The organism is Mycobacterium sp. ACS1612, from assembly GCF_001667505.1.
Classification (GTDB): domain Bacteria; phylum Actinomycetota; class Actinomycetes; order Mycobacteriales; family Mycobacteriaceae; genus Mycobacterium.
The window spans coordinates 17,645-44,122 of record NZ_LZHZ01000070.1 but is presented as its reverse complement, the minus strand read 5'-3'; the positions used below and the strand labels follow the sequence as shown (position 1 = coordinate 44,122).

18 protein-coding genes are annotated in these 26,478 nt (G+C 66.4%); 13 read left to right on the top strand and 5 right to left on the bottom strand.

What is annotated here, in order from left to right:
- Positions 1-8: 8 nt before the first annotated feature.
- Genes A5724_RS30265 through A5724_RS30250 form a run of 4 tightly spaced genes read left to right on the top strand, consistent with a single transcriptional unit; the run spans position 9 to position 5,822 of the window.
- Positions 9-1,439: an ABC transporter substrate-binding protein gene (locus tag A5724_RS30265; protein WP_067811126.1), complete on the top strand. Its 1,431-nt coding sequence runs from the start codon at positions 9-11 to the stop codon at positions 1,437-1,439.
- Positions 1,436-2,323: an ABC transporter permease gene (locus A5724_RS30260; protein ID WP_067811123.1), complete on the top strand. Its 888-nt coding sequence runs from the start codon at positions 1,436-1,438 to the stop codon at positions 2,321-2,323. Before A5724_RS30265 ends, A5724_RS30260 begins: the two co-directional genes overlap by 4 nt.
- Positions 2,320-3,066, top strand: a complete 747-nt coding sequence (locus tag A5724_RS30255) for an ABC transporter ATP-binding protein (RefSeq protein WP_067811120.1) — start codon at positions 2,320-2,322, stop codon at positions 3,064-3,066. Before A5724_RS30260 ends, A5724_RS30255 begins: the two co-directional genes overlap by 4 nt.
- Positions 3,063-5,822 (top strand): fumarate reductase/succinate dehydrogenase flavoprotein subunit, encoded by a 2,760-nt coding sequence (locus A5724_RS30250; RefSeq protein ID WP_197518843.1) that lies wholly within the window; start codon positions 3,063-3,065, stop codon positions 5,820-5,822. The genes A5724_RS30255 and A5724_RS30250 overlap by 4 nt, the downstream gene beginning before the upstream one ends.
- Here the strand turns inward: A5724_RS30250 and A5724_RS30245 are convergent.
- Genes A5724_RS30245 through A5724_RS30235 form a run of 3 tightly spaced genes read right to left on the bottom strand, consistent with a single transcriptional unit; the run spans position 5,744 to position 9,016 of the window.
- On the bottom strand, positions 5,744-7,273 hold the full coding sequence (locus A5724_RS30245) for an ABC transporter permease (RefSeq protein ID WP_082965357.1): 1,530 nt from the start codon (positions 7,271-7,273) through the stop codon (positions 5,744-5,746). The two genes, A5724_RS30250 and A5724_RS30245, sit on opposite strands and share 79 nt — an antisense overlap.
- Complete coding sequence (locus A5724_RS30240) at positions 7,266-8,039, bottom strand: ABC transporter ATP-binding protein (RefSeq protein WP_082965359.1); 774 nt, start codon at positions 8,037-8,039, stop codon at positions 7,266-7,268. The genes A5724_RS30245 and A5724_RS30240 overlap by 8 nt, the downstream gene beginning before the upstream one ends.
- Positions 8,036-9,016 (bottom strand): ABC transporter substrate-binding protein, encoded by a 981-nt coding sequence (locus A5724_RS30235; protein ID WP_067811112.1) that lies wholly within the window; start codon positions 9,014-9,016, stop codon positions 8,036-8,038. The genes A5724_RS30240 and A5724_RS30235 overlap by 4 nt, the downstream gene beginning before the upstream one ends.
- A gap of 138 nt (positions 9,017-9,154) precedes the next feature.
- Here A5724_RS30235 and A5724_RS30230 point away from each other — a divergent pair, with 138 nt between their 5' ends.
- The 3 genes from A5724_RS30230 to A5724_RS33440 all read left to right on the top strand — a co-directional run bounded on the left by A5724_RS30230 (position 9,155) and on the right by A5724_RS33440 (position 14,971).
- A complete protein-coding gene (locus A5724_RS30230; protein WP_067811109.1) occupies positions 9,155-11,995 on the top strand; it encodes a LuxR family transcriptional regulator in 2,841 nt (946 codons plus the stop codon).
- Between the two features lie 79 nt (positions 11,996-12,074).
- Complete coding sequence (locus A5724_RS30225; protein WP_082965356.1) at positions 12,075-14,660, top strand: AAA family ATPase; 2,586 nt, start codon at positions 12,075-12,077, stop codon at positions 14,658-14,660.
- An 83-nt stretch (positions 14,661-14,743) separates the two neighbouring features.
- Positions 14,744-14,971: a hypothetical protein gene (locus A5724_RS33440; RefSeq protein WP_082965355.1), complete on the top strand. Its 228-nt coding sequence runs from the start codon at positions 14,744-14,746 to the stop codon at positions 14,969-14,971.
- On the opposite strand, the gene A5724_RS30220 is transcribed toward A5724_RS33440, so the two are convergent.
- Both A5724_RS30220 and A5724_RS30215 read right to left on the bottom strand, forming a co-directional pair.
- Positions 14,940-16,142, bottom strand: coding sequence for an FAD-dependent monooxygenase (locus A5724_RS30220; RefSeq protein WP_067811104.1), 1,203 nt, complete (start codon positions 16,140-16,142; stop codon positions 14,940-14,942). The two genes, A5724_RS33440 and A5724_RS30220, sit on opposite strands and share 32 nt — an antisense overlap.
- A complete protein-coding gene (locus A5724_RS30215; protein ID WP_067811356.1) occupies positions 16,143-17,348 on the bottom strand; it encodes a serine hydrolase in 1,206 nt (401 codons plus the stop codon). It abuts the gene before it with no gap.
- Between the two features lie 216 nt (positions 17,349-17,564).
- Between A5724_RS30215 and A5724_RS30210 the strand changes: the two genes are divergently transcribed.
- The 6 genes from A5724_RS30210 to carA all read left to right on the top strand — a co-directional run bounded on the left by A5724_RS30210 (position 17,565) and on the right by carA (position 26,462).
- Complete coding sequence (locus tag A5724_RS30210) at positions 17,565-21,893, top strand: Ig-like domain-containing protein (RefSeq protein WP_156752518.1); 4,329 nt, start codon at positions 17,565-17,567, stop codon at positions 21,891-21,893.
- 92 nt (positions 21,894-21,985) lie between these two features.
- On the top strand, positions 21,986-22,570 hold the full coding sequence (gene pyrR / locus A5724_RS30205) for a bifunctional pyr operon transcriptional regulator/uracil phosphoribosyltransferase PyrR (RefSeq protein ID WP_067811096.1): 585 nt from the start codon (positions 21,986-21,988) through the stop codon (positions 22,568-22,570).
- Positions 22,567-23,520, top strand: a complete 954-nt coding sequence (locus tag A5724_RS30200; protein ID WP_067811091.1) for an aspartate carbamoyltransferase catalytic subunit — start codon at positions 22,567-22,569, stop codon at positions 23,518-23,520. Before pyrR ends, A5724_RS30200 begins: the two co-directional genes overlap by 4 nt.
- On the top strand, positions 23,517-24,809 hold the full coding sequence (locus A5724_RS30195; RefSeq protein ID WP_067811088.1) for a dihydroorotase: 1,293 nt from the start codon (positions 23,517-23,519) through the stop codon (positions 24,807-24,809). The genes A5724_RS30200 and A5724_RS30195 overlap by 4 nt, the downstream gene beginning before the upstream one ends.
- 31 nt (positions 24,810-24,840) lie before the next feature.
- The gene (locus A5724_RS30190; RefSeq protein ID WP_067811085.1) at positions 24,841-25,341 is read left to right on the top strand and encodes a transporter; all 501 of its coding nucleotides are present in this window, start codon (positions 24,841-24,843) and stop codon (positions 25,339-25,341) included.
- A complete protein-coding gene (gene carA, locus A5724_RS30185; RefSeq protein WP_067811080.1) occupies positions 25,338-26,462 on the top strand; it encodes a glutamine-hydrolyzing carbamoyl-phosphate synthase small subunit in 1,125 nt (374 codons plus the stop codon). The genes A5724_RS30190 and carA overlap by 4 nt, the downstream gene beginning before the upstream one ends.
- Positions 26,463-26,478: the final 16 nt, after the last annotated feature.

Below are 26,478 nucleotides of genomic sequence, written 5' to 3'. Positions count from 1 at the left end.
ACCCGCACATGAAGAAGCTTTCGCTCCGACTCGCCGCCATGGCCGCCGGTCTCACCGTCGCGGCGACCGGATGCTCGCTGGACTCGACGAGCCAGTCATCGGGCAACGTGGTCAACGTCGTGATCGGCTACCAGTCGAAGACCATCAACACCGTCACCGCAGGCACGCTGTTGCGCGCGCAGGGATACCTCGAACGCAGGCTCAACGACATCACCACCCGCACCGGCACCAGGTACAACGTGACGTGGCAGGACTACGACACCGGTGCGCCGATCACCGCGCAGATGGTCGCCGAGAAGATCGACATCGGTTCGATGGGTGACTACCCGATGCTGATCAACGGTTCCAAGACTCAGGCTAACGAACGCGCCCGCACCGAGATGGTGTCGGTGACCGGATACAACCCGAAGGGCGCGCTGAACATGGTTGTGGTGGCGCCCAATTCGCCCGCCCAGAAACTCACCGACTTGAATGGCCAGAGGGTCTCCGCCAGCGTCGGGTCTGCGGGACACGGCATGCTCGTACAGGCGCTGGCCGAGGCGGGAGTCGATCCGAAGACCGCCGTCGAGGTGCTCAACCAGCAACCGCAAGTCGGCGCGTCGGCACTGGAATCCGGTCAGGTGCAAGCGCTTTCGCAGTTCGTTGCGTGGCCGGGGCTGTTGGTATTCCAGGGAAAGGCCACGCTGTTGTACGACGGCGCCGAGCTGAACTATCCCACCCTGCACGGGGTCGTCGTGCGGCGGGCCTATGCGGCTGAACATCCGGAGGTGCTCGACGCCTTCCTGCAGGCTCAACTGGACGCCACCGACTTCCTCAACACCAAACCGCTGGAAGCGGCGAAGATCGTCGGCGACGGCAGCGGACTGCCCCAGGAGGTCGTCTATCTGTACAACGGCCCAGGCGGCACATCGTTCGACACCACACTCAAACCGTCGCTCATTGAGGCGCTCAAAGGCGATGTGCCGTACCTGAAGTCGATCGGAGACTTCGCCGACCTCGATGTGGCCGGCTTCGTGCGGGACGCGCCGCTGAAGGCGGCTTTCGCCGAGCGCAACCAGGACTACGGCAAGTCCGTCGCCGACACCGCGAACCCGTCGGTGCTCGGCGGCACCGACCCGGTCTGCCAGGCCCCGGTCAATGATCCAGGCAAGGCCAGTGAACTATGGCTGGACGGCGCGACCACCACACAGGCGGCGTCGAATCCGACCTGTCTGTTGAAGGCCGTACGGGACGCGACCGCGAAGGGGTCGAAGGTCCGTGCGGCCTACGTGCCCGACACCGAACTGGGCACGCGGTGGTTCGCCGACAAGGCGGCCTGGGTGCGAGACGGCCAGAACTATCTGCCATTCGGCACGCCGGCAGGCGCGCAGCGCTACATCGCGGCGCATCCCAACAGCGCAGGGGTGGACTACCGCCAGGCATTGGTGGGCGCCGTATGACTTCCGCGGACGCGAGGAGCGTAATTGGGCCCGCTGACGCTGTCGTCCCGGGCGTATTCGAAACACCGATAGCGCGTCCGGTCGTGCCGCGCCCGAGGCACGCTTCGCAGTGGCGCCGCCGCTTGATCCGGTTGACCTCAGTCATCGCCGCCATCGGGCTGTGGCAGGTGCTCACTGCGAACCACGTCCGACTGTGGTTGCGGTTCGACACGTTGCCGACGGTCACCGAGATCGCGTCAGCGTTCCTCAATCGGCTTGGCACCCAGGAGTATTGGCTCGATCTAGGGCAGTCGCTGATCCGCATCCTGACCGGCTTCGGGCTCGCCGCGGTGGTCGGTGTGGTCACCGGGATCTTGCTGGGTCGGTCGGCGGCGTTCGCCGACGTCTTCGGGCCGCTGACCGAATTGGCCAGACCCATCCCGGCGATCGCGATGGTTCCCGTCGCGATCCTGCTGTTTCCGACCGACGAGGCGGGAATCGTGTTCATCACGTTCCTGGCCGCCTACTTCCCGATCATGGTCAGCACCCGCCACGCCGTGCGCGCGCTGCCGACCATATGGGAGGACTCGGTCCGCACCTTCGGCGGCAATTCGTGGGATGTGCTGCGGCGCGTGGTGTTACCCGGCATCCTGCCCGGCCTGTTCGGCGGTCTGTCGGTCGGCATGGGGGTGGCCTGGATCTGCGTGGTGTCGGCCGAGATGATCTCGGGCCGCCTCGGTGTCGGCTACCGGACCTGGCAGGCCTACACGGTGCTCAACTATCCTGACGTGTTCGTCGGCATCATCACCATCGGCGTGCTCGGCTTCGGAACGGCCGCCGCCGTCGAACTGATCGGCATGCGTGCTACCCGCTGGCTGCCCCGCGCTGAGGAGAACGTGCGATGACGACGGCTGTGGCCCAGGGCCTGCGGCTCGAACTCGACGACGTCCGGTTGTCCTATACCGGCGCGCCGGTCGTCGACGGGCTCAGCCTGACGGTGCAGCCGGGCGAGATCCTGGTACTGACCGGACCGTCGGGATGCGGCAAGTCGACAGTGCTGCGAGCGCTTGCCGGTCTGCTGCGTCCGGACGCAGGCCGGGTGCTGGCGGACGGGCAAGAGGTCACCACCACCTCGCGCGACCGTGGCATGGTTTTCCAGGACAGCGCACTCTTGCCCTGGCGCACAGTGTGTTCCAACATCGAACTCGCGCTGCAGCTGCGCGGCGAGCCACGCGCTGCGCGGCGCAAGCAGGCGCAGCGTTGGATCGAGGAAGTCGGACTGACCGGTTTCGGCGACTATCTTCCCAAGAGCCTGTCGGGCGGTATGCGCCAACGCGTACAGCTGGCACGCGGGCTTGCCGGTGCTCCGAGGGCGGTGATGATGGACGAACCGTTCGCCGCGCTGGACACCCAGACCCGGGCCGCCATGCAGCGGTTGCTCATCGACACCTGGCGTGCCCATCCGACGACGATCGTGTTCGTCACCCACGACGTCGACGAGGCGCTCATCCTTGGCGACCGGGTCGCCGTGCTGGGCCGTGTCGGCCGACCGGTGCGCGCCGTCATCGACGTGCCGGAGCCGCGCACCGACCGGGTCGGTCGACAAGGCCTCCGTGCGGACATCATCACGGCTCTTGATCACTCATGATGCAGATACCTGAACTGGCCGACACGGCTCGGCTCGATTGCGATGTGCTGGTCATCGGCGGCGGAACAGCGGGCACCATGGCGGCGTTGACCGCCGCCGAGCACGGCGCTCGAGTCCTGCTGCTGGAGAAGGCGCATGTGCGTCACTCGGGGGCGCTGGCAATGGGCATGGACGGGGTGAACAACGCCGTCATCCCTGGCAAGGCCCGGCCGGAGGACTACGTCGCCGAGATCACCCGGGCGAACGACGGAATCGTCAACCAACACACCATCTATCAGACCGCGACGCGCGGCTTCGCGATGGTGCAGCGCCTGGAGCGCTACGGCGTCAAGTTCGAGAAGGACGAACATGGCGAGTACGCGGTGCGCCGAGTGCACCGCTCAGGCTCCTATGTGTTGCCGATGCCCGAAGGCAAAGACGTCAAGAAGGCGTTGTACCGCGTGCTCCGGCAACGGTCGATGCGCGAGAAGATCACGATCGAGAACCGGCTGATGCCGGTGCGCGTGCTCACCGAGGATCTGGGCGAGCGCAGCGACGGGACAAGGCAACGCAGGGCCGTCGGTGCCGCCGCACTCAACTCCCGCACAGGTGAATTCGTCGCCGTCGCCGCCAAGGCGGTCATTCTCGCGACCGGCGCCTGCGGACGCCTCGGCCTGCCCGCATCGGGCTACCTGTACGGTACGTACGAGAACCCCACCAATGCCGGTGACGGCTACTCGATGGCCTATCACGCCGGAGCCGAACTGTCCGGCATCGAATGCTTCCAAGTCAATCCGCTGATCAAGGACTACAACGGACCGGCGTGCGCGTACGTGGCTAACCCGTTCGGCGGATACCAGGTCAACGCGCTGGGGGAGCGGTTCGTCGACTCGGACTACTGGTCGGGTCAGATGATGTCCGAAGTGAAACGGGAGATCGAATCCGCGCGCGGCCCGATCTATTTGAAGGTGTCGCACCTGCCGGACGAGACGCTGACGGCGTTGGAGAACATCCTGCACACCACGGAACGGCCCACCAGAGGCACCTTCCACGCGAACCGCGGGCATAATTACCGCACCCACGACGTCGAGATGCACGTCTCCGAGATCGGTTTGTGCAGCGGCCATTCCGCCTCGGGGGTATGGGTCGACGAACACGCCCGCACCACTGTGCCGGGCCTGTACGCGGCGGGTGACCTGGCCTGCGTCCCGCACAACTACATGATCGGGGCGTTCGTCTACGGCGACCTGGCGGGAGAACACGCCGCATCGACACTGGCAAGCGTGCAGGCGCCAAAGGAACTTCCGCAGGATCAACTCAAGGAGGCGCACGAACTGGTCTACCGCCCGCTTTGTCAGCCCGACGGCCCGCCGCAACCACAGGTGGAGTACAAGCTTCGCCGATTCGTCAACGACTATGTGGCACCGCCCAAGACGGCGACGAAGTTGTCGATCGCCGTGCAGACCTTCGAGCGGATGCACGATGAGATCGCAGAGATGGGTGCCACCACACCGCACGAGTTGATGCGCGCCGTCGAGGTGTCGTTCATCCGGGACTGTGCCGAGATGGCCGCCCGCTCGTCGCTGACCAGAACCGAATCACGGTGGGGGCTCTACCACGACCGGGCCGACATCCCGGACCGCGACGACGAGCAGTGGCGCTACCACCTGAACCTGCGCAAGGCTGCCGACGGCTCGATGGAATTTCTGAAGCGGCCCGTCGCCCCGTATTTCGTGCCGGTGCCCGGACTCGAACACCTGCCGTCCGACGATCCGGTGCAGCACGTCGACCAGCCTGGACTGGCCGGCGGACGGGCGCCTGCCACAACCGCGTCCCGGCTACGGCCCGCCGGCCCGAGCCAGCCGCCGTCGCCGCGGATCGTGGAAGTGCTTGCGCTCGAGTCACCTTCACTCGCAGATTTGGACGACTACCTGGCTGACCCTGATCCCGGTGTACGACGGACCGCCGTCGCAACGCTGGTCGAGAATCTGCCGGACGGCTACGCCGACGCGCTGATCACCGCACTCGATGACGGTGACGCCGAGGTGCGCCGCATCACCGCCGACAGTGTGCGCGAGCTGGTCGAGGTGTTGCCATCGCCGGAAGCGGTTGCGGCACAACTCGATTCCTCTGATCCGATGGTTCGTGCTGTCGCGGTGTATCTGCTCAGTGCCCGCCGTTGCGGCGAGCGGGAGCACTACCGCGCCGCTTTGGCAGACGTGGACCACCGAGTCCGCATCGAGGCTGTCCGGGCATTGGTCTCGGTCGATGACGCCGACGGTGTGGCCGCCGCGGCATGTGACGACAACCGCGAAGTCAGGATCGCGGCTGCCAACGGGCTTGGCACGCTGCGTGCGGGCGTCGATACGGTCCGCCTGCTGGTCGTCGACCGAGACCCGTTGGTCCGCACTGCGGCACTCACCGCGCTCGGCGCGGTCGGTTGCCGCGACGACGATCTCGTGGAGGTGCGCCGCGCACTGAAGGAGCCGGCCTGGCAGGTGCGCGAGGGCGCAGCAAGGGCGCTGGCCGGTGCGGCGCCAGCCGTTGCGGTGCCGATGCTGGCAGGCTTGCTGACCGACCAGCACCTCGACGTGCGCAAGGCCGCGGTGCTCACCCTGAGTCGGTGGGCCGGGGATGACCCGGCAGCGCGCGAGGCATTGCAATTGGCGCTCGACGACAGCGATGCCGACGTGCGGGCCTATGCCCGCAAGGCGTCGGGGACTGAAGCGGTCGCGATTCTGCCCTCCAACCAGGACAGCGACAAGCTCACCAAGTAGCCGAACAACCCCACAAGGAGCAGCAGTCCCCACGCCGCCGCGGCATCGAAGCGCTGCTGGCTCTCGACCAGCAGGCGTCCGACGCCCGTTCCGGCGCCGAAGATGTCGACCAGCAACGTGATGATCACCGCAAGTGACGCCGCTACCCGGACGCCCAGCATCGAGCCGGGAATCAGCGACGGCACGATGACCTTGGTCCACCGCTGGCATCGGGAGAGCCCAATCGTCCGCGACATCTCCAGTCGGACCGCAGGTATCGACCGCATGGCCGCCGCGGTATTGAGCAGGACCGGCCACGACACGATCAGCGCGACGGCAACCACAGCGCCGAGCTGACCCGGGCCAAGGAGTAGCACCGCGACCGGAACCAGTGCCGCTCCCGGCACCGCGGCAACGAAATCGATTGTGGGAGTGAGTGCGCGGTCGACGAGTTGCGATGCGCCGATCGCGGCGCCGACGATACCGCCGGTCACGACAGCGCATGCCAGACCAAGCGTGTAGGTACCCAATGAATGCAGAACCGCGGAAGACAGCACGCCGCCGCCATGCATCCGCGCGATGGCCTTGAACCACTCGCCAGGAGGTGGGAACGACAGCGAATTGGCGGAGGTGCTCAACTGCCATACGAGCAGCAGCGCAGCGATCGGTAGCAGTCCTTGGATCGCGGTGATGGGCGGTGTCGGCGTCGGTCGGTCACCAGATGATTGTGCCGGCGCACCGGGCAATGCGATGCGGACCGCGCACCGCACAGCCGTATTGAGCAGCAATCCGAGCATTCCGCAGACCAATGCGTAGGCCCACATGCGGGCGGGGGTCAGCGCGTGCATCGACTCGATGAGACCGGCCCCCAGCCCTCGTGACGACATCATCATCTCGGCCACGATCGCGACCAGAAGTGCGATGACGACCGCCATCCGCGCGCCCACTAGCCATGCCGGAACTGCGCTCGGCACAACAATTTTGCGCAATATCGCGGTCTGTGTCAGATGCAGCATTCGAGCCACGTCGTACTGCCGCGGATGCACCGCCGCGACCCCGCCCGCGGTGTGCAACAGGATTGGCCACAGTGCGGCGTACATCGCCAGCGTCACCTCGGCAGTCCGGACTGGACCGAAGGTGAGCACCGCGATAGGCACCAGAGCCACGGCGGGTATGGTGCGCAGGAAGTCAACGGAGGCCATCGAGTAACGGCGCACGGCGGGCACCAATCCAATGGCCAGTGCCAGCGCCGCGCCGGCCGCCATGCTGACCGCGGCCGCCAGCATCGCCACCCCGAGCGTGTGCGCGACATCGGCGGCCAGTTCGCCGCTGCGCACCAGATCCAGAAGGGCGGTTGCTACTGCCCGGGGCGACGGCAGGTACTCGTACTGGATGGCACCCATCGACTCCAACGCCTGCCAGCCGGCCAACGCGGCCACCGGCACGACGACAGCCGCCCAACGGCTAACCATTGCCTGCTCGCAGCGCCTGTCCAAGGACGTGGCGCACTTGCAAGTAGCGGGGCAGCTCCCGGGTCGCCAATTGGTCACGCGGGCGCGGGAGTTCGGTATCGACGGCGACCGTGATGGTGCCCGGGCTGCCGCTCATCACCAGCACTCTGTCGCTGAGGTAGATCGCCTCGTCGAGGTCGTGCGTGATGAACACCACGGTTGCCTCGGTCTCGCGCTGGATGCTCAGCAGAACGTCTTGCAACGAGGCCTTGGTGATCGCGTCAAGCGCGCCGAACGGCTCATCCATCAGCAGCACCTTCGGTTCCAAGGCGAGCGCCCGCGCGATTTGCACCCGCTGCGCCATGCCTCCCGAGAGGCGCCACGGATAGTCGGAGCCCCGGTCGGACAGGCCGACCATGCTCAACGCGTCCGCGACGCGTCGCAGGCGCTCCTCGCGGCTCACCCGGCCTTCCAGCCCCAGGCCAATGTTTCGTGCAACTGTGCGCCACGGCAACAGCGCGTTACCGTAGTCCTGGAATAGCGTGACCGCCCCATCCGGCGGTCGCTGCACCTCGTCGCCGTCGAATATGACTGTGCCACCTGTGGTCTCGAGCAAGCCGCCGAGAACCCGCAGCAGCGTCGTTTTACCGACTCCGGAACGTCCGATGATGCCGACGATCTCACCTGCGTTCACGTCGAACGATACGTCGGCGAGCACCTGCCGTGGCCCGTCGACGGCAGGAAGGCGAACGCCCACCGAGTCGACCTTGTAGAGCAGCCGGTTCACGACCCCTGCCACACCAGCGTGTTCACGTCGGGGTCACCGCGTGTCGAACCGACGGCTTTCGAGATGGCGACGTAGGGCGGCAGTTCCTGCGGCGTGATCGCGACATCCCAATCCGGCAACGGGGCCGTGTCGAGTATTTTGGCGGGGATCTTCAACCAGTCCTGCATCATCCGGCGGGCCTGGGCGGGGTCGCCTTCCAGCTGTTCGATGGCACTGTTCAGTGATTTGCGCCAGGCCGTCACTGTCTCGGCGTGATCTCGTCCGAACGCGCGCGACGCCACCCACACCGACGTCATCGCCGACTCGACGGCTCCCGCGCTGGCCTCGCGTACGGCGTCCACGATGACGTCGTCGTGCAACCGAAACCCGCGAGCGGCAATGGCGTCGTTGAAGGGAATCGACGCCACCGCAGCATCCACGCGACCAGCCGCAAGCTGGTCGCCCATCGTCGGAAACGGTGTTTGAACGAACTTCACCTCGTCGCGCGCGATACCGCTGCGACCCAACAGATAGACCACCGCGTCGATGATGATTCCGGTCAGCGATGGCACCGCAATGGTCTTGCCTTTCAATTCGCCCAGTGAATCGATCTGGGGGTCCTTACTGATCCACACCGCGTTGGGCCGCTGTTGCGATGACCGTTGCAGACTCGAAATGATCTGCACGTCAATGCCTTTCTCGACACCGATCATGACCAGCGTCGGGACACTCATCACGACGTCGTACTGGCCCTTGGCCAACGCCGCCATGAACACCGGAAGGTCCATGCCCTCGGTGAACTCGACTCGTAGTCCGTTACGTTGGAATATCCCTGTGGTCAGCGCCGTATGCGCGGGAAGAGTGCTGCCGCTGGGGAACATGGCCACTCGCAGCGTCGTGAGGTCGTCCTCGGTGCGCGAGGCGCTCTCCGTCGCGCAACCGCCCGCGACAAGCGTCAGACAGGCAAGCACATTGGCCAGTCTGCTCCGCTGTCGCATCAGCCCTGGCGCCTTCCCCCATGGTCCATGAGCTCGAACGTTATGCCAATCCGCGCCGTCCCTACCCGGAAATCGCAGCCATCGAGGCAGGATATGGAGTTGATGGTCTAACGGAACGGGGGGACCGCGCCAGAGTTGATGCCACAAGAGTCAGCCGAAGTCTTTTCTTCGAACGAACAGCCACTGCTGTTCGAGCGCGAGGACGATCTCGCAGCCCTTGACGCTGCGCTGGCCGAAGCGGCCGCAGGAACCGGTGGCGTATTGCTCATCGAGGGCCCGGCGGGCATCGGTAAGACGGTGCTGCTCGACGCGCTGCGCAGCCGCGCGCGAGCGGCTGGCATGACCGTATTGACAGCCAGGGGCGGCGAGTTGGAGCGGGGGTTCGGTTTCGGCATCGTCCGGCAGTTGCTCGAGGGCGCGGTGATCGGTGCCGACGACGCAGAACACGAAAGACTCCTGGCCGGCGCGGCACGCTTGGCCGAGCCGGTGTTCAAGGATGTCTCCGCCGCCGAGGAGACCGGTGACGTCGCCTTCGCCACCCTGCACGGCCTCTACTGGCTCGTCGTCAACTTGGCCGAGCGCGCTCCGCTACTACTCGCCATCGACGATGTGCAGTGGACCGACGATCCGTCGCTGCGGTTTCTGCTCCATCTCGCCCACCGGCTCGCCGGGCTGCCGGTCGTCGTCGCCGTCGCGCTGCGCACCGAGGCCGATCGGCCCCGCGGAGTGCTGGCGTCTCTGGTGTTGGAGGCTCGCCCGCCAGTGCTGCGGCCCAGGCCGCTTGGCGAGCCCGCGGTTGCCCGCCTGGTGAGGAACGGTCTCGGCGAGGACGCCAGCGACGAGTTGTGCCGCGCATGCGGCGAAGCGACGGGAGGGAACCCCTTCCTGCTCTCCGAGCTGCTCGGCGAATTCCGTCGAGATGCGCTACCCGCCAACGCAATTGATCCTCAAGCGGTTGACCGGCTCGGCCCGGAGCGGATTGCTGCCGCAGTACTGCTGCGTGTCAGCAGGCTCGATCCGCAGGCCCCGTCGCTGACCCGCGCGGCGGCCGTCCTCGGCGAGCAGGCCCGGCTCACGATGTGCGCCGAATTGGCCGGGCTGGATGTCCGCAAAGCCAGCGCCCTAACCGCCGGGCTGGTCGACCTGGCGGTGCTCGCCGCCGGAGAACCGCTGCGTTTCGTGCACCCGATTGTGCGGACCGCGATTTACAACGACCTGTCCGCGGCCGAGCAGGGTGAGCTACACGGGCGCGCCGCCAAACTGCTTGCCGACCAAAGGGCCGATCCCGGTGCCATCGCCATTCATCTGATCGCCACTGCGCCCAGCGGCGACCCCACCGTCGTCGCGATGTTGCGGGAGTCTGCACGCTCGGCACTCACCGGCGGTGCGCCCGACACCGCTGTGGAGCAGCTGCGCCGGGCGCTCGCTGAGCCACCCAACCCCGACGACCGGCCGTCGGTGTTGTTCGAACTCGGCAACGCCGAACACGAATTGGGTGACTTGGCCGCGCCGGGGCACCTCCGAGAAGCCGGGGAGACCGCGACGGACCCGCTCGTTCGGGCGCGGGCAATCATCGCGTTGGCGTGGACGACGCATCCGAACCCGCCCAAGCAACGTGAGCAGCTTCCGCTCTACGAGTGGGCCGCAGAGGAAGTCCGGCCCCACGATCGCGAATTGGCGCTACAACTCGACGCGGCACGGCTGGGCGCGTTGATGCTCAATCCGGACCTGCCCGTCAAGCTCGAAGACGAGGCGGCACGCGTCGCCGATCTGCCCGCCCTCACCGCGGCGGAATGTCTGTTGAGGTCATTCGTCGCGCGCCGGGCGCTCGAAGGCGGCCCCGTTGCGGTCGCAGGCGATCTCGCCGAGCAGGCGGCGGCCCACCCGGCATTGGTCAGCCAGGGCGGGCACCCGTTGTGGCGGACGAACGTCACGATCTGCCTGATCGAAGCCGAGCGCTACGAGGTCGCTGAGCACATCCTGTCCCGTGCCGCGCGGCACGCCGAGCGCAACGGCTCGTTGCAATGGTTCTCGCGGGCGTTGTGGCTGCGCGGCTTGACCCGCGGCAGGCGCGGCGACTTGCGTGGCGCCGAGGCCGATGCCCGCACCGCATGCGACATCCTGGCGACCAAGGATTACACCAAGACACCGGGCCTCGGCGTTGCGGTCGAGTCGCTGGCGGATCAGGGCCGTGTCGAGGAGGCCGAAGCGCTGCTCGCAGACTTCGGAATGGACGGCGAGCTCGTGGGAAATCTGTTCTCCGTGCTGCCGTTGCTCACTCGCGGGCGGTTGCGCGCGGCAGCGGGCGACGATGTCCGAGCACGCAGCGATCTCGAGGAAGCGTTGCGATGGATGCGGCTCAGTCGCGGATTGTGGCCGTGGACGACTGACGCGTGCGTGGCACTTGTGCCCGTGCTGTGCAACCTCGGTGACCACGACGCGGCCCGCGAAGCCGTCGACCAAGCGATGAAGTCGGCCACCGTCGCGCAATCGCGGCGCAGGCTCGGCGGCGCGCTTCGGGTCGCCGGCCTGCTCGAAGGCGGTCAGCGCGGGCTGGACTTGCTTCGCGAGGCAGCCGAGGCCCTGGCTGATTCACCGGCGCTGCTGTGGCGTGCGCAAGCGCTGGTGGACCTCGGCGCGGCGCTGCGACGCGACGGGCGAAGCGAGTCGGCCCGGCCTGTTCTTCGCGGCGGTATGGAGCTTGCGCATCGATGCGGGGCCACGCCGCTCGCCGACCGCGCCGAGGAAGAACTGCGCGCAGCGGGCGGACGTCCGCGACGGCGGGCGGGCGTTGGGGCCGATGCATTGACCGCCAGTGAGCGCCGAGTGGCCGAGCTCGCGGCGGTGGGTGCGAGCAATAAGGAGATCGCGCAGTCGCTGTTCGTCACGCTGCGAACCGTGGAGATGCATCTGTCGAATGCGTACAGCAAGCTCGAAATCCGATCCCGCCATGAGCTGGCGTCGGCGCTGGCCTCCTAGTGCCGTGGGAAAAGACTTCGGTCGATGCTTCGGGTGCATACGGTAGTCAGCAAACGGCGGCCCAACCAGACTGAAGACCGTGGTGGAGCTGGGGGGCTGGCCGCTCGTTGGTCGAGCCGAAGAGTTGGACGTGATCGCCGAGGCGCTGGCCGAATCCAGCGAATGCGCGGGCGTGGTGGTGTTCGGCAGCCTCGGCGTCGGTAAGAGCAGGCTCGCACAGGAGGCTGTGGTGCGCTGCGCCGGCGCGGTCGTGCGGTCGGTTGCGGCGTCGTCCGCCGCACGGGGCATTCCGCTAGGCGCATTCGTCAACTGGTTGCCCGGGGATGTGGCCGAGCCGATGCCCGCGGCGAACACGGTGATCAGGGAGCTGACCGACGGCGTCGGCTCACGGCCATGCATCGTGGTGGTGGACGACGCCCATCTGCTCGACGACACGTCGGCGTTCATGCTGCAGCAACTCGTCGATCGGCGGTTGGCTCGCGTGGTATTCACCGTCTGCACCGGTGCGGTGGTTCCTGATGCCGTCTCGACGCTGTGGCGTGACCGGCCGGTGCACCGACTCGACTTGCAGCCGCTCGGCCACGCGGAGTGCCTGGCTTTGCTGCAAATCGCACTCGAGGGATCGGTGGACCCTGTCAGCGAGCGCCGGCTGTGGACCCTGACGCGCGGCAATGTGAGCTTTTTGCGGCGCATCGTCGACCAGGAGATGTGTACAGGCAGGCTGCGTCGCTCGGACGGCATATGGACGTGGCTGCCGGGCGAAGTCGTTCCGTCGTCAGTGTGTGAGTTGATCGAGCACCAGATCGGTGATCTCACGGGCGTGGTCGCCGACACCATCGATGTGCTGTCGGTCGCCGAGCCGCTGTCGCTGTCGGTGCTCGTGGACATCGTCGGACACGAACCGGTCGAAGAAGCCGAGACGCGCGGCCTCATCAAGGTCGGTGGTGGCGACAAACCCTCTGTCCGGCTTGCCCATCCGCTCTATGGCGAGGTGCGCCGGTTCCGAGCCGGACACATCCGGATGCGGCGGCTGCGGGGGACCGTCGCATCACGGCTGAAGGCGGACGGTGACGCCAGACACATTCTGCGGCGCGGGACCCTGCAGTTGGAATCGGACATCACGGCGACGACCGAGGACATGCTGCGTGCGGGGGAGGCGGCGCTGTGGAGCGGTGATCCCGGGTTGGCAGTCAGGTTCGCGCAAGCCGCCGCGGCCGCAGGTGGCGGCTGGCGCGCATCACTTGCCCACGCCGAGGCACAGACGATCGCGGGCGAATTGTCCTCCGCGGAAACACTTTTGACCTCGGAGCAACCGCCGTGCGACGCCCGCCAATACATCGCGCTGGGGCTAGCGAGGAACTTCTACTTCCAAGGGCGTTCCGACGACGCGCGCGCGGTGTTGCAGCAAGCGACGTCTGGATCGACCGTTGGAGGGTTCGCCGCGATGCGAGCCTTCTTGGATGTGTGCGCCGGAGACCTCGCCGCGGCGACCACCGGCGCCGACGCCGTGGCGCAGGACACCAGTACCGACGACTTCTCCGCGATGCTCGCCACGATCGTGAAGGTGATCGCCGCAGGCGAATCGGGACGCGATCGGGAACTGGCTGCGATTGCCCGGTCGAGTCGCGGCCTTGGCGCATCTTCAGCGGCGACCGGGCTGTTGCGGTTCGCTCTGGCCGAGGCGCACAGCGGCGCGCTGCAACTGCTGGGAATGCCAGATGCAGCGGACCCGATCGACGGTGTGGGCGACGACGATCAACCACCCGACGTATATCGCTGGGTGGCGCTGATGACCGGATCGGCGAATCTCGGCCGCGGGCACGTCGACCTCGCCGTACGGCAGTTGCGTGACGCACTGTCGGCGCACCGGCCGGCGTTCATGGGCGGTTGGCTGTGTCGTTATCACGTCGATCTGGCGATCGCGCTGGCGGTGGGTGGGAATGTCGATGCCGCGAGACGGTGTCTGCGCAAGCTCGCATCACTCCGCCGACCTCAGACGGTATGGCTGGAGCCGATGGAAATGCTTGCCGCCGCGTGGATTTCGGCGGCGACGGGCGCGGTGACCGGGGCGATCTCGGAGGCCCGCAGCGCTGCGGTGACCTGTGCGTCGCGCGGCCAGCCGGCACGCGAGGTGCTGTGCTTGCAGACTGCGACCCGGTTCGGTGATGCATCGACGTTGACGCGCCTCGATGAGTTGGTGCAGATGGTCGGCGGCCGACGGGTGGGAGTCGCGGCCCGGCCCGCGGCCGCGCGGGCCGGGCGCGACGGCGACGAACTGATGGCGGTCTCCGCCGACTACGAAAATTTCGGTGACGTGCTTGCCGCCGCCGACGCGGCCGCGCAGGCTTCCGTCGCGCTGCGACAGGCGGGCAGGCGAGGATCGGCCTTGGGGGCCACGAATCGGGCACGCGAACTGGCGGGACGGTGCGGCGACGTGCACACGCCTGCGCTCACCGACGCCGCGGCTCCTGCCGTGTTCACCGGCCGGATGCGTGAAGTGGTGATGCTGGCAGGCAGCGGCCTGACCAACCGTGAAATCGCCGAGCGACTGCAACTGTCGGTGCGCACAGTTGAGGGCCACATGTATCGGGCCGCAGGCCGTGTCGGTGCTCGTGATCGCAATGAATTGGCGCGCGCGATAGGCCAGTTGGCCACGTCGGCTTAGCGTGTCAGCCAACGTGGCCCCGAAAGAAAATCGAGTAGGCGTCTACTCACTTGGTTTCCCCGAACCGGGCGCACGCTGGTCATGTGGCCGATGAACTGACCCCTCACGAGAGTGCACTGCGGAAGCTCCCGTTGACGTACTCCCTGGCGTTGCGGCTGAGGGAGGCCGGCGTCGCGCCCGAAGTGGTCAGTGAATATGTGGGGGTCGAGGAGGCGGCGCTGGACGGCGTCTACCGGATCGCAGAGGCCAAGCTGCTTGCCGCAGAGCAGGTGATGCCGGTCAATACTTGTCGTAGTCCGGCAGATCGATAGCTTCTGCGGTGGTGAACCATTTCTTCTCGGCGAGCGGCCGGAACGGCCAGCGTTGCATCCACTTCATGACCTGGGCGGTGACAGCGATGTCGGTGGCTGATTTCGGTAGGTAGCCGTCGATACCATTGGGCAGTTTCTGACACCGGTCGACATAGGGCCGTATCACTTTTTCGTAGCCGCGCAGCGCCGAACCGAGCCGGGCCGCATCGAGGGTTTCGGCAGGCCCGAGTTCGCCCGCGAGCACGTAGGCGCCGACAAGCGCGAGGCTGGTGCCCATCCCGCTCAGCGGCGAGGCGCAGTACCCGGCGTCACCCACGAGGGTCACGCGCCCTTGCGAGATGGTCGGCATGTGTACTTGCGCGAATGCGTCGAAATAGAAGTCATCGGCCGTCGCCGCGGCCGACAGCAACGCGTCACACTGCCAGCCGGCGTCGGTGAAATGCTCTGCCAGTAAAGCGCGTTGCGCGTCGGCATCACGTCGGTCGTAGGTCACCGGGTGCGAGCGGAAAGCCAGCCCCGCCTTGCACCGCGCCGGATCGCGGGATGGTCGCATCGATGCGTTGAGCCCAGGTGCCTGGTACATCAGATACCAGCCGTCCAGTCCGACGGTGTCGGGCGCGGTGAACCATGCGTTGTAGCCGCCCAGCGGCTTGACGAACTGTTCCTCGGGCCCGAACACCAAGCGCCGTACCGCCGAATGCGGTCCGTCGCATCCGACTATCAGATCAGCGGACAAGCTTGTGCCGTCGCTCAATACGGCTGTGGCTGTTTCCTCGGTCTGTTCCAGAGTCTCGATGCGGGTGTTGAAGCGGTACTCGGTGTGCTCCTTGGTGGCCTGATACAACACGTCAACCAGGTCACCGCGCAGGATCTCGAGCTTGGAGACCAGCCCGTTGCCGTTGAACGCGGTGACCGGCATCTCCGCACGTCGGGTGCCGTCGGCTTTGATCCACGCCACCCCGCGCTGGTCGAGCGAACGCTGACGCATCTGGTCGATCAGTCCCATGCGGTCGACCACATCACCGCCTGCGCCGCGCAGGTCGACGGTCTGCCCCCCGGGGCAAATACCGTCAGCCAACTCGACGATCGTCACCTGGTAGCCGCGCGTGGTGAGCCAGAACGCGAGTGCCGGCCCCGCGATACCGGCTCCGCTGATCAGAACTGACGGCATCTAAACGTCGAGGGCTTGATAGGTGCGGCGGACGAATTTCGGTTGTGTCGACTGAAGTTTCAACAACGCGGTGTTGCCCGCCACGGCGGCGGCCGCGTCCGCACCGAAGTTCGGCAGATTCTGGATGAGGTAGAGCAAGATCAGGTCTTGGCTCGGATCGGCCTGCCACCACGTGCCATAGGCGCCCGGCCAGCCGAATGTGCCGAGCCCGCCGGGGCCGAACAGCTGACGGGACTTCGCGGGGTCCGTGACGACCGAGAGGTTGAGCCCGAAGCCCCGGCCGATCCAGAACGGCATGCCGAGGAAGGGATGCTGCTTCTGTTCGTCGGTCAGCCGATCGGTTCGCATCAACCGTGCTGACGTTTCCGAGAGCACCCGCACACCGTCGAGTTCGCCACCGGCCAACAACATTCGGGCGAAGCGTAGATAGTCGTCGGCAGTGGAGAAGAGGTTGGCGCCGCCCATGCAGAACGGCGGTGGCGATATCGGCGGCGGCCCCATTGCGTCATGGCTCAGCGTGTCGTCATCCTCGAGCTTGTACATCGTGGCCACGCGACTCCGATTGGCCGCCGGCACAAAGAATCCGGTGTCCGCCATCTCGAGCGGGCCGAGCACCCGTTCGGTCAGCACGTCCTGCAGCGTCTTGCCTTCGATGCGCTCGAGAAGGATGCCCAGCACATCGGTGGCGATGCTGTATGTCATCCGGTCGCCGGGTTGATGTTGCAGCGGCAACGCCGCGACCTCGGTTAGCCAGCGGTCGGGGCCCTGTCGTGGCGAGATGCGCGAGTAGGCCTTCGCCAATGGGCCTGCCACAGAAAAGAAGTAGGCGAGTCCGCTGCGGTGGGTCATCAGATCGTCGACGGTGATCGGCCTGCGCGCCGGTTGTGTCTTGTCGAGCGGGCCGCCAGGGGCGCCGAGCACCCGCATGTTGGACAGTTCGGGCAGCCACTTGGCGACGGGATCGGCCAGCGCGAGTTTGCCTTCGTCCACCAGGGTCATGGTGGCGGCGACGGTCACGGGCTTGGTCATGGACGCGATACGGAAGATGGTGTCGCGCTGCATCGGCAGGTTGGCGTGGACATCGCGATGTCCTAGCTCGTTGACCTGCAGCACCTCTCCGGCGCGCCAGACCAGCGTGACCGCACCCGCCAGAAGGCCGGCGTCGATCGACTCGCGGATAGAGGCCTGATTGTCGTCGAGCTTCATCGGCGCCAGCGTACCCAGCCGGTGAAGTAGCGCCTTCATCGTGGCCGCAAAATCGAGTATGCGACTACCTAATCCCGCCTGCGATCCGCAGCCGACCATGTTCCTAGGGCTCTAGCTGTTGTTTCGCGTCCAGACTTGGGGGTGGTCGTGATGGGTTACGCCAGGTATATCGGTCGGGTTGGTGGCTTGGCGGTCGCGTTGGGGGTCGGTGTTGCCGTGGCGACCACCCCGGGTGTGGCGTGGGCGGACACGACGGATTCCTCGAAGGACTCGTCAACGTCAGCGCCGTCAGATCCGCAGCCTCCGTCGCAGGGCTCGTCCGACTCGTCCCAGCCGTCGCCCTCATCCGTCGACGCGCCGAAGGACACCGACAGCGCAGGCGGCGGTAAGAGATCCGCCACGACGTCCGTGGTGAAGGACAAGAAGTCGGGCTCTGACAGGTCGGCCGCGGATGTGACGCCGAAGAAGCTGAAGAAGAAGACGGTGCGCCCGCCGTCGAGCGGCGACGATACGAATAGGGAGCAGCCGGTGGGTGACATCGGCTCGCAGGTGCAGCCGAAGTCCGAGCCGGCCAGTGATCCGGAACCAAAGGGGACGCGGGTTGTCGACGTCGCGCCCGAAGTGTCATCGCCGACGCTGACGACCGCGTCGGTGCCGGTCGCGCCGGAGGTGAAGTCGGCGCCAAAGCCGGACGTGAAGCCGTTGGAGACGGACCTGTTGTCGGCTGTCGGAGTGGCGCCATCCGCGGACGGTGACGCTCCGGAAACTCCAGGAGAATCGCCGCTGTTGCTGGCCGGACTGGCGGCGATGCGCCGCAAGACGCAAGACGGACTGGTCGAAGACCAGGCGATGACGAAGACGGTTGCGGATCCTGCACAGACGAGTTTGATGATGGCTGGCGCCGTGGTGAACTCCGCGCCGGCGGTGGCTCCGGTGGTGGGTTCGCCGGATCAGGCCACGGGTGTGGTGGTTGTGGCGTTGAATGCCTCTGACGTAGACGGTAATTCGTTGATTTATGCCGTGACTGGACAGCCGGCGGGAGGGTCGGTTGAGCTGTTGGGCGGCGGTCAGGTCAAGTACACGCCGACGGTGGCGTCGCGGTTGGCTGCGGCGTCGACGTCGACGCCAGATTTCGATTCGTTCACAGTCACTGTCGATGACGGGCAGGGCGGTCAGACGCCGGTGAGCGTCACCGTGCCGAAACTGCCTGCGGTGTGGGTCAATCAGGCGTCGTCGTCGAATGTGACCGGAGCTACCCCGTATGGGGTGGCGTTGGTGGGGGATTTGGCTTACGTGGCCAATAAAGGCGCCAATACGGTGACGGTGGTCAACACGAAGACCGGTGCGGTGGTGGGAAGTCCGATCGTAGTCGGCACCGCGCCGAGCGGAGTGGTGGCCAGTGCCGATGGAACACGGGTGTTTGTGTCGAACCGGACCAGCGGGACGGTGTCGGTGATCCGGACGTCGGATAACACGGTTGTGGGTTCGGTGCGGGTGGGCACCAGTCCGGAGTCGATGGTGCTCAACAGCACCGGAACGCGGTTATATGTGGCCAATTACGGGTCGGGCAGTGTGTCGGTGGTTGATGTCAGCGGTGCGTCGCCGGTGTTGGTCACCAACGTTTCGGTGGGTGGCAATCCGCGGGGTGTCGCGTTCGCGACGGTCAATGGTCAGCCGCGGGTGTATGTGACGCGGTACAGCAGTTCCTCGGTGGCGGTGATCGATGCGACTACCAACAAGCAGATCGATGTCAATCCGTCGACGACGTCGACCATTGATTCGATCAGGGTCGGTACGAATCCGCAGAACATCACGATCAGTGCCGATGGGACGCGGGCGTATGTGACCAATTACGGTTCCAGCAGTGTGTCGGCGATCAACACTGTGACCAATACGGTTGATGGGTCGGCGATTACGGTTGGTTCCAAGCCGGACGGGTTGGCGCTCAGCCGTGATGGGTCGGTGTTGTATGTGGCCAATGGCAATGACACGATCAGTGTGATCAACACCAAGACCCGTGCGGTGGTCGGTACGGTGCAGATCGATTCTGCGTCGGAGATCAACTACCACGTGCCGGTGGTGCGTGCCGATGGCGCGCTGGTGGTGACCGACTGGGCCGATCGGGCGGTTCGGGTGGTGCAGTTCAACCGCGGCAACACGGCACCCGTGGCTGTGGCGAATCCGACTGTGGGTGCTGCGAATCAAAGCAACGGTGCAGTCTCCGGCTTGATGAACATCAAAGACTGGGACGGTGACCCGCTGAGCTACAGTGCGGTCGCGGCACCGACGAAGGGCTCGCTCACATTCGACCCGGCTGCGGGAACGTACACCTACACGCCTACCCAGGCCGCACGCGACGCGGCTGCCCAAACGCCGGCCACCGACACCTTCACCATCCGCGCCACCGATCCGTTCGGTGCCTCGGTGACCACGGCCTCCGTCACCGTTACCGTTTTGCCGACGCCGAACCGGGCGCCGCGGGCCGGCACTCCGTCGATCGATACTCAGAACGGCACCACCGGTGCAATCTCGGGATTGCTGAATTTCACTGACCCCGATCAAAATCCGATGACGTACAGTGTCCCCACGCAACCGTCCAGCGGCACCGTCACACTCGTCGGTTCGAGGTATACCTTCACGCCCAATCAGGCTGCCCGCGATGCGGCCGCGATCTCACAGGGCCCCGATGCGGTCAATATCACCGTGGTGGCGAGCGACGGTCAGCTGTCCACACCCGTGACATTCTCGGTTCCGGTCCTGCCGCCCAACTCGCCCAACCACGCGCCGGTGCACGGGGCCCCGTCGGCGGACACCATCGTCAACACGTCCGGTGCGGTATCTGGATCATTGAATTTCACTGACCCCGATGGCGATCCCATGACGTACAGCGTTGCTGTACAGCCGACCAGCGGTACCGTCTCATTCTCGGGTTCGAGGTACACCTTCACGCCGACGGCTGCAGCTCGGACTGCAGCGGCAGCATCCCAGGGTCCGGACTCGACAACCATCACTGTCGTCGCCAGCGACGGGCAGTCCTCCGACTCCGTCACGTTCACGGTACCGATAATGCAATCCGTGAAGACGACCAACCGGGCACCGTGGGTGCCGGGTAGCACCATTCCGCGCACCGTCGACGCCGTCACTGGAGTTGTTACCGGGTACGTGAATGTCCAAGACCCCGACGGCGATACGCTGATTTACACCGTTGCATCTTCGCCGACGCAAGGCGGCACCGTCACGTTCGACCAACGCAGCGGATACTTCGCGTACACCCCGAGTCAGGCGGCGCGGACACAGGCAGCTCAGACACCAGGGTTGGACTACGACACGTTCAGCGTCAACATCACCGACGGAACTGCGACCGTCTACACCACGGTCAATGTGCAGGTCGCTGCTGCCTTGCCGCCGACATCGCCGACGACGAACAACACGGTCGACGTCGGAACAGGCCCGAGTGGTGTTGTCGTACTGAAGAACAACAATGCGTATGTCGTCAATTACGACAGCAGCACCGTTTCCGTAATCAATACGGCGACAAGCCAAGTCGTGAAGACAATAGACGTGGGGTCTGGCCCGATCAGCATCACAGCGGTGGACACGACTCAACGTCAGCGCGTCTACGTGACCAACTCGCTGTCCAACACGGTGTCGGTGATCGACCCGAACACCAATACGGTCATCAGCACGATCACCGTCCCCGTACAGGACGGCAGCTACTACGACGGCTACTACGACTACACCTTCACCTACCCGAACCGGGTCGCCAAGGTCGCCGCAAGCTCAAATCGTCTCTACATCAATGCCACCGACGGCACCATCAGCGTGTTCGACACCACCAACGACGCCAACAGGCTTCTGCGCACGGATCCACTCGGGGCCTTCACCGATTTGGAGGTCAGCCCAGACGGCACGCGCCTGTACGGGACCCAGGGCGGCAGTCTGACTGTGATCAACACGACGACAATGTCGGCGACCAATGTGACTGTCGGCCCTGTGTTCACCGGCGACGGCTCCTACCAGGAGTACACGAACAGCGTCGGCAACATTGCGCTGAGCCCCGACGGCAAGCGCGCGTACGTCACGTACGGCGTGACGATCGCCCAACGCGGCGTCGGCGGTCAGCCTTACGGATCCTTCTTCACCGACTCGACGGGGTCGAACTGGATGATCACCGGCGGCTACAGCGCAGTGGCGGTGATCGACACGGATCCGGCCAGCGCCACCTACAACAGGCAGATCGGACGAATCCTGGTGCCCGTCGGCGCACAGGATCTGGTGGTCGACGGGAGCAACCTGTACGTAGCGAATTCGGACAACATGACCGTCACCGTCATCGACAGGACGACCAACATGTCTGTTGGACGTTTCGGCACCGACCAGTCCACGGCCGGCCGCGACCCGATCGTGATCCTTCCCGACTACTGGGTCGGCTTCGTGCCCGCGTCCGCGCGCTACATCACGGTCGGCCCAAACGGGTCGGTCTACCTGACCGACTACGCCGACGGAAAGTTGTACGCCGTCACGATCGGTGACCCCGCCGTGTAGCTGCCCGCGCCACCACGGGTGCTAAGCTCTGCCCGAAGTTCGACGTCCTTTAACGATCCGTCCAGAGAGGCGGAGAAGGAGGTCAGGGTCACTTGGGCGCTAACGCAGCCTCGTCAGGCACCGACCGGGAGCTGATGTCCGCAGCGGACGTCGGCCGCACCATCTCCCGCATCGCCCACCAGATAATCGAGAAGACCGCGCTCGACGGTAGCGACGCGCCGCGCGTCATCCTGCTCGGCATCCCGACCAGGGGCGTCACGCTGGCAACGCGACTGGCGGCCAAGATCAAGGAATTCGCAGGCGTCACCGTTCCGCACGGGGCGCTGGACATCACGCTCTACCGCGACGACCTCGACTTCAAGCCACCGCGTCCGCTCGAAGACACCTCGATCCCCGCGGGTGGCATCGACGGGGCACTGGTGATCCTGGTCGACGACGTGCTCTACACCGGACGGTCGGTTCGCTCGGCGCTCGACGCGTTGCGCGACATCGGCAGGCCGCGCGCCGTGCAGCTTGCGGTCCTCGTCGACCGCGGGCACCGGGAGTTGCCCCTGCGCGCCGACTACGTGGGTAAGAACGTGCCCACCTCGCGCAGCGAGAACGTCAAGGTCCGCCTCACCGAAGACGATCAGGTCGACGGCATCTGGATCGCACCCCACGGAGGGCCCGCAAGATGAAGCATCTCCTTTCGGCGGGCGACCTGTCCCGCGACGACGCGCTGGCGATCCTCGACGACGCCGACCGCTTCAGTCAGGCGCTGCTGGGCCGCGAGGTCAAAAAGCTGCCGACGCTGCGCGGCCGCACCATCATCACGATGTTCTACGAGAACTCGACCCGCACCCGGGTCTCGTTCGAGGTCGCGGGCAAGTGGATGAGCGCCGACGTGATCAACGTCAGCTCTTCGGGATCCTCGGTGGCCAAAGGCGAATCGCTGCGCGACACCGCGCTGACGCTGCGCGCAGCAGGCGCCGACGCACTGATCATCCGCCACCCCGCCTCCGGGGCGGCCCAGCAACTCGCCGAGTGGACCGCCTCTTCCGGCATCGACGCGACCGGTCCGGTGGTGATCAACGCGGGCGACGGCACCCACGAACATCCGACCCAGGCGCTGCTCGATGCGCTGACCATCCGGCAGCGACTCGGCACCATCGAGGGCAAGCGGGTGGTGATCGTCGGCGACGTGCTGCACAGCAGGGTCGCCCGGTCGAACGTGTTGCTGCTGGCCACGCTCGGCGCCGAGGTGGTGCTCGTCGCGCCCCCGACGCTGCTGCCGGTCGGGGTGGCGGATTGGCCGGTCACCGTCTCGCACGACCTCGACGCGGAACTGCCAATCGCCGACGCGGTGCTGATGCTGCGCGTGCAGGCCGAGCGGATGAACGGCGGCTTCTTCCCATCCGCCCGCGAGTATTCGGTGCTCTACGGGCTCTCGGAGAAGCGTCAGGCGATGCTGCCCGGCAACGCGGTGGTGCTGCATCCCGGGCCGATGGTGCGCGGCATGGAGATCGCGTTCTCCGTGGCTGATTCCACGCAATCGGCTGTGCTGCAACAGGTTTCCAACGGCGTGCACATCCGGATGGCGGTGCTGTTCCACTTGCTGGTCGGCGCAGAGGAGGCGGTCGGCGTATGAGCGTGTTGATTCGCGGGGTGCGACTCTACGGCGAGGGTGACGGCGTCGACGTGCTGACCGCTGACGGCCAGATCGCCGAGATCGGGCCCGACCTGGCCGCACCCGATGACGCCGACGTCTTCGACGCCACCGACCAGGTGCTGCTGCCCGGGTTCGTCGACCTGCACACCCACCTGCGGGAACCGGGCCGGGAGTACGCCGAGGACATCGAAACCGGTTCGGCTGCAGCAGCTTTGGGCGGTTACACCGCGGTGTTCGCGATGGCCAACACCAACCCGGTGGCCGACAGCCCTGTCGTCACCGACCATGTCTGGCATCGCGGTCAGCAGGTCGGCCTCGTCGACGTGCACCCGGTCGGGGCGGTCACGATGGGCCTGGAGGGTAAACAGCTCACCGAGATGGGCTTGATGGCCGCGGGCGTGGGTCAGGTGCGGATGTTCTCCGACGACGGCGTCTGTGTGCACGACCCGCTGATCATGCGCCGCGCCCTCGAGTACGCCACGGGTCTGGGTGTGCTGATCGCCCAGCACGCCGAGGAACCCCGGCTGACGGTCGGGGCCGTCGCGCACGAGGGTCCCATCGCCGCCCGACTCGGGCTGGCCGGATGGCCGCGCGCCGCCGAAGAGTCGATCGTCGCGCGCGACGCCCTGCTGGCCCGCGACGCCGGCGCCAGGGTGCACATCTGCCACGCGTCCACCGCTGGCACCGTCGAGCTGCTCAAGTGGGCGAAATCACAAGGGATTTCGATCACGGCGGAGGTCACTCCGCATCACCTGCTGTTGGACGACAGCCGGCTGGCCAGCTACGACGGCCGCAACCGCGTCAATCCGCCGCTGCGCGAGGCGTCGGATGCCGCGGCGCTGCGTCAGGCGTTGGCCGACGGAGTGATCGACTGCGTCGCCACCGACCACGCCCCGCACGCCGAACACGAGAAGATGTGTGAGTTCGCGCACGCGCGTCCCGGCATGCTCGGGCTGCAGACCGCGCTGTCCGTCGTCGCCGAGACGATGGTGCGAACCGGGTTGTTGACGTGGCGCGACGTCGCCCGGGTGATGAGCGAAAACCCTGCGCACATCGTCGGATTGCCCGATCAGGGCCGGCCCCTTGAGATCGGTGAACCCGCCAATCTGACCGTCGTCGACCCCGACGCCACCTGGACCGTCGAGGGCGTCGCGCTGGCCAGCCGGTCGGACAACACCCCGTACGAATCGATGGAGTTGCCGGCGGCCGTCACGTTGACGCTGCTGCGCGGCAAGGTGACCGCGCGGGATGGGAAGAGCCCGGCATGAACGGCGAGCGAGTAGCGCAGGCGGATCGCGCATGAACACCGGCACACTCGTCACGATGCTGATCGTCGCTGCCGTGTTGGCGGTGCTGATCGCATTCGCGATCCGGCAAATGATGCGCGGGTGGCTGCGCCGCGCCCAGCGGCAGGCACAATTGATTGGAACCTTGCCGCAGCTACCGGATACCGTCGGTCCGGCGTTGATCCCCCCGACCAAGGGGCTCTACGTCGGCAGCACGCTGGCGCCCAGTTGGCTGGACCGCATCGCGGTCGGCGACCTCGGGTATCGCGCCAAGGCAGTGCTGACCCGCTATCCCGAAGGAATCATGTTGCAGCGCACCGGAGCCGTACCGATCTGGATACCCGACGACGCGATCGAGACGATCCGCTCGGAGAAGGCACTGGCGGGCAAGGTGATCACGCACGAGGGCATCCTGGCCATCCGGTGGCGGCTGCCGTCGGGCGCCCAGATCGACACCGGATTCCGCGCCGACAATCGCGACGACTACTCGAAGTGGCTGGAGGGCGCGGCATGACGTCGAGCAAGGCGGTGCTCGTCCTCGAGGACGGCCGGATCTTCACCGGCGTGCCGTTCGGCGCGGTCGGGCAGACGCTGGGCGAGGCGGTGTTCTCCACCGGCATGTCCGGCTACCAGGAGACGTTGACCGACCCGAGCTATCACGGGCAGATCGTCGTCGCCACGGCGCCGCAGATCGGCAACACCGGATGGAACCACGAGGACGCCGAAAGCCGCGGCGACAAGATCTGGGTGGCGGGCTACGCGGTGCGCGACCCGTCGCCGCGCGCGTCGAACTGGCGGGCCACCGGCACGCTCGACGAGGAACTGGTCCGGCAGGGCGTCGTAGGCATCGCGAGCATCGACACCCGCGCGGTGGTGCGGCACCTGCGCAGCCTCGGGTCGATGAAGGCGGGGGTATTTTCCGGTGACGCGCTGGCCGACCCGGACGAGTTGCTCGCCAGAGTCCGCAGCCAGCCGTCGATGCTCGGCGCCAACCTCGCCGGCGAGGTCAGCACCGACTCGATGTACACGGTGGAACCCCAAGGGGCACACCGGTTCACCGTCGCCGCGATCGATCTGGGCATCAAGACCAACACGCCGCGCAACTTCGCCATCCGGGGCATCCGCAGCCATGTGCTGTCGTCGACGGTCGAATTCGAGCAGATCGCCGACCTCGAGCCCGATGGCGTGTTCCTGTCCAACGGCCCCGGCGACCCGGCGACCGCCGACCACATCGTGGGCGTCACGCGCGAGGTACTCGGCGCAGGCATCCCGCTGTTCGGCATCTGCTTCGGCAACCAGATCCTGGGCAGGGCACTGGGCCGGTCGACCTACAAGATGGTGTTCGGGCACCGCGGCATCAACGTGCCGGTGATCGACCATGCCACCGGCCGGGTCGCGGTGACGGCACAGAACCACGGCTTCGCGCTCGAAGGTGAAGCGGGGGAGCGGTTCGATACCCCGTTCGGACTCGCCGAGGTCAGCCACACCTGCGCCAACGACGGCGTCGTCGAAGGCATCAAACTCGTTGACGGACGCGCCTTTTCGGTGCAGTACCACCCCGAGGCGGCCGCGGGCCCGCATGATGCGAACTACCTGTTCGACCAGTTCGTCGACCTGATGTCGGGGGAGAAGTGATCTTCGCGGCGAGCGA

Bases quoted from the DNA above. Each gene is read 5' to 3' on its own strand.
- A5724_RS30260 (WP_067811123.1), top strand. From the start codon at position 1,436: ATGACTTCCGCGGACGCGAGGAGCGTAATTGGGCCCGCTGACGCTGTC.
- A5724_RS30250 (WP_197518843.1), top strand. From the start codon at position 3,063: ATGATGCAGATACCTGAACTGGCCGACACGGCTCGGCTCGATTGCGAT.
- A5724_RS30230 (WP_067811109.1), top strand. From the start codon at position 9,155: ATGCCACAAGAGTCAGCCGAAGTCTTTTCTTCGAACGAACAGCCACTG.
- A5724_RS30235 (WP_067811112.1), bottom strand. From the start codon at position 9,016: ATGCGACAGCGGAGCAGACTGGCCAATGTGCTTGCCTGTCTGACGCTT.
- A5724_RS30195 (WP_067811088.1), top strand. From the start codon at position 23,517: ATGAGCGTGTTGATTCGCGGGGTGCGACTCTACGGCGAGGGTGACGGC.
- A5724_RS30200 (WP_067811091.1), top strand. From the start codon at position 22,567: ATGAAGCATCTCCTTTCGGCGGGCGACCTGTCCCGCGACGACGCGCTG.
- carA (WP_067811080.1), top strand. From the start codon at position 25,338: ATGACGTCGAGCAAGGCGGTGCTCGTCCTCGAGGACGGCCGGATCTTC.
- A5724_RS30265 (WP_067811126.1), top strand. From the start codon at position 9: ATGAAGAAGCTTTCGCTCCGACTCGCCGCCATGGCCGCCGGTCTCACC.
- A5724_RS30190 (WP_067811085.1), top strand. From the start codon at position 24,841: ATGAACACCGGCACACTCGTCACGATGCTGATCGTCGCTGCCGTGTTG.
- A5724_RS30245 (WP_082965357.1), bottom strand. From the start codon at position 7,273: ATGGTTAGCCGTTGGGCGGCTGTCGTCGTGCCGGTGGCCGCGTTGGCC.
- A5724_RS30215 (WP_067811356.1), bottom strand. From the start codon at position 17,348: ATGAAGCTCGACGACAATCAGGCCTCTATCCGCGAGTCGATCGACGCC.
- A5724_RS30255 (WP_067811120.1), top strand. From the start codon at position 2,320: ATGACGACGGCTGTGGCCCAGGGCCTGCGGCTCGAACTCGACGACGTC.
- A5724_RS30220 (WP_067811104.1), bottom strand. From the start codon at position 16,142: ATGCCGTCAGTTCTGATCAGCGGAGCCGGTATCGCGGGGCCGGCACTC.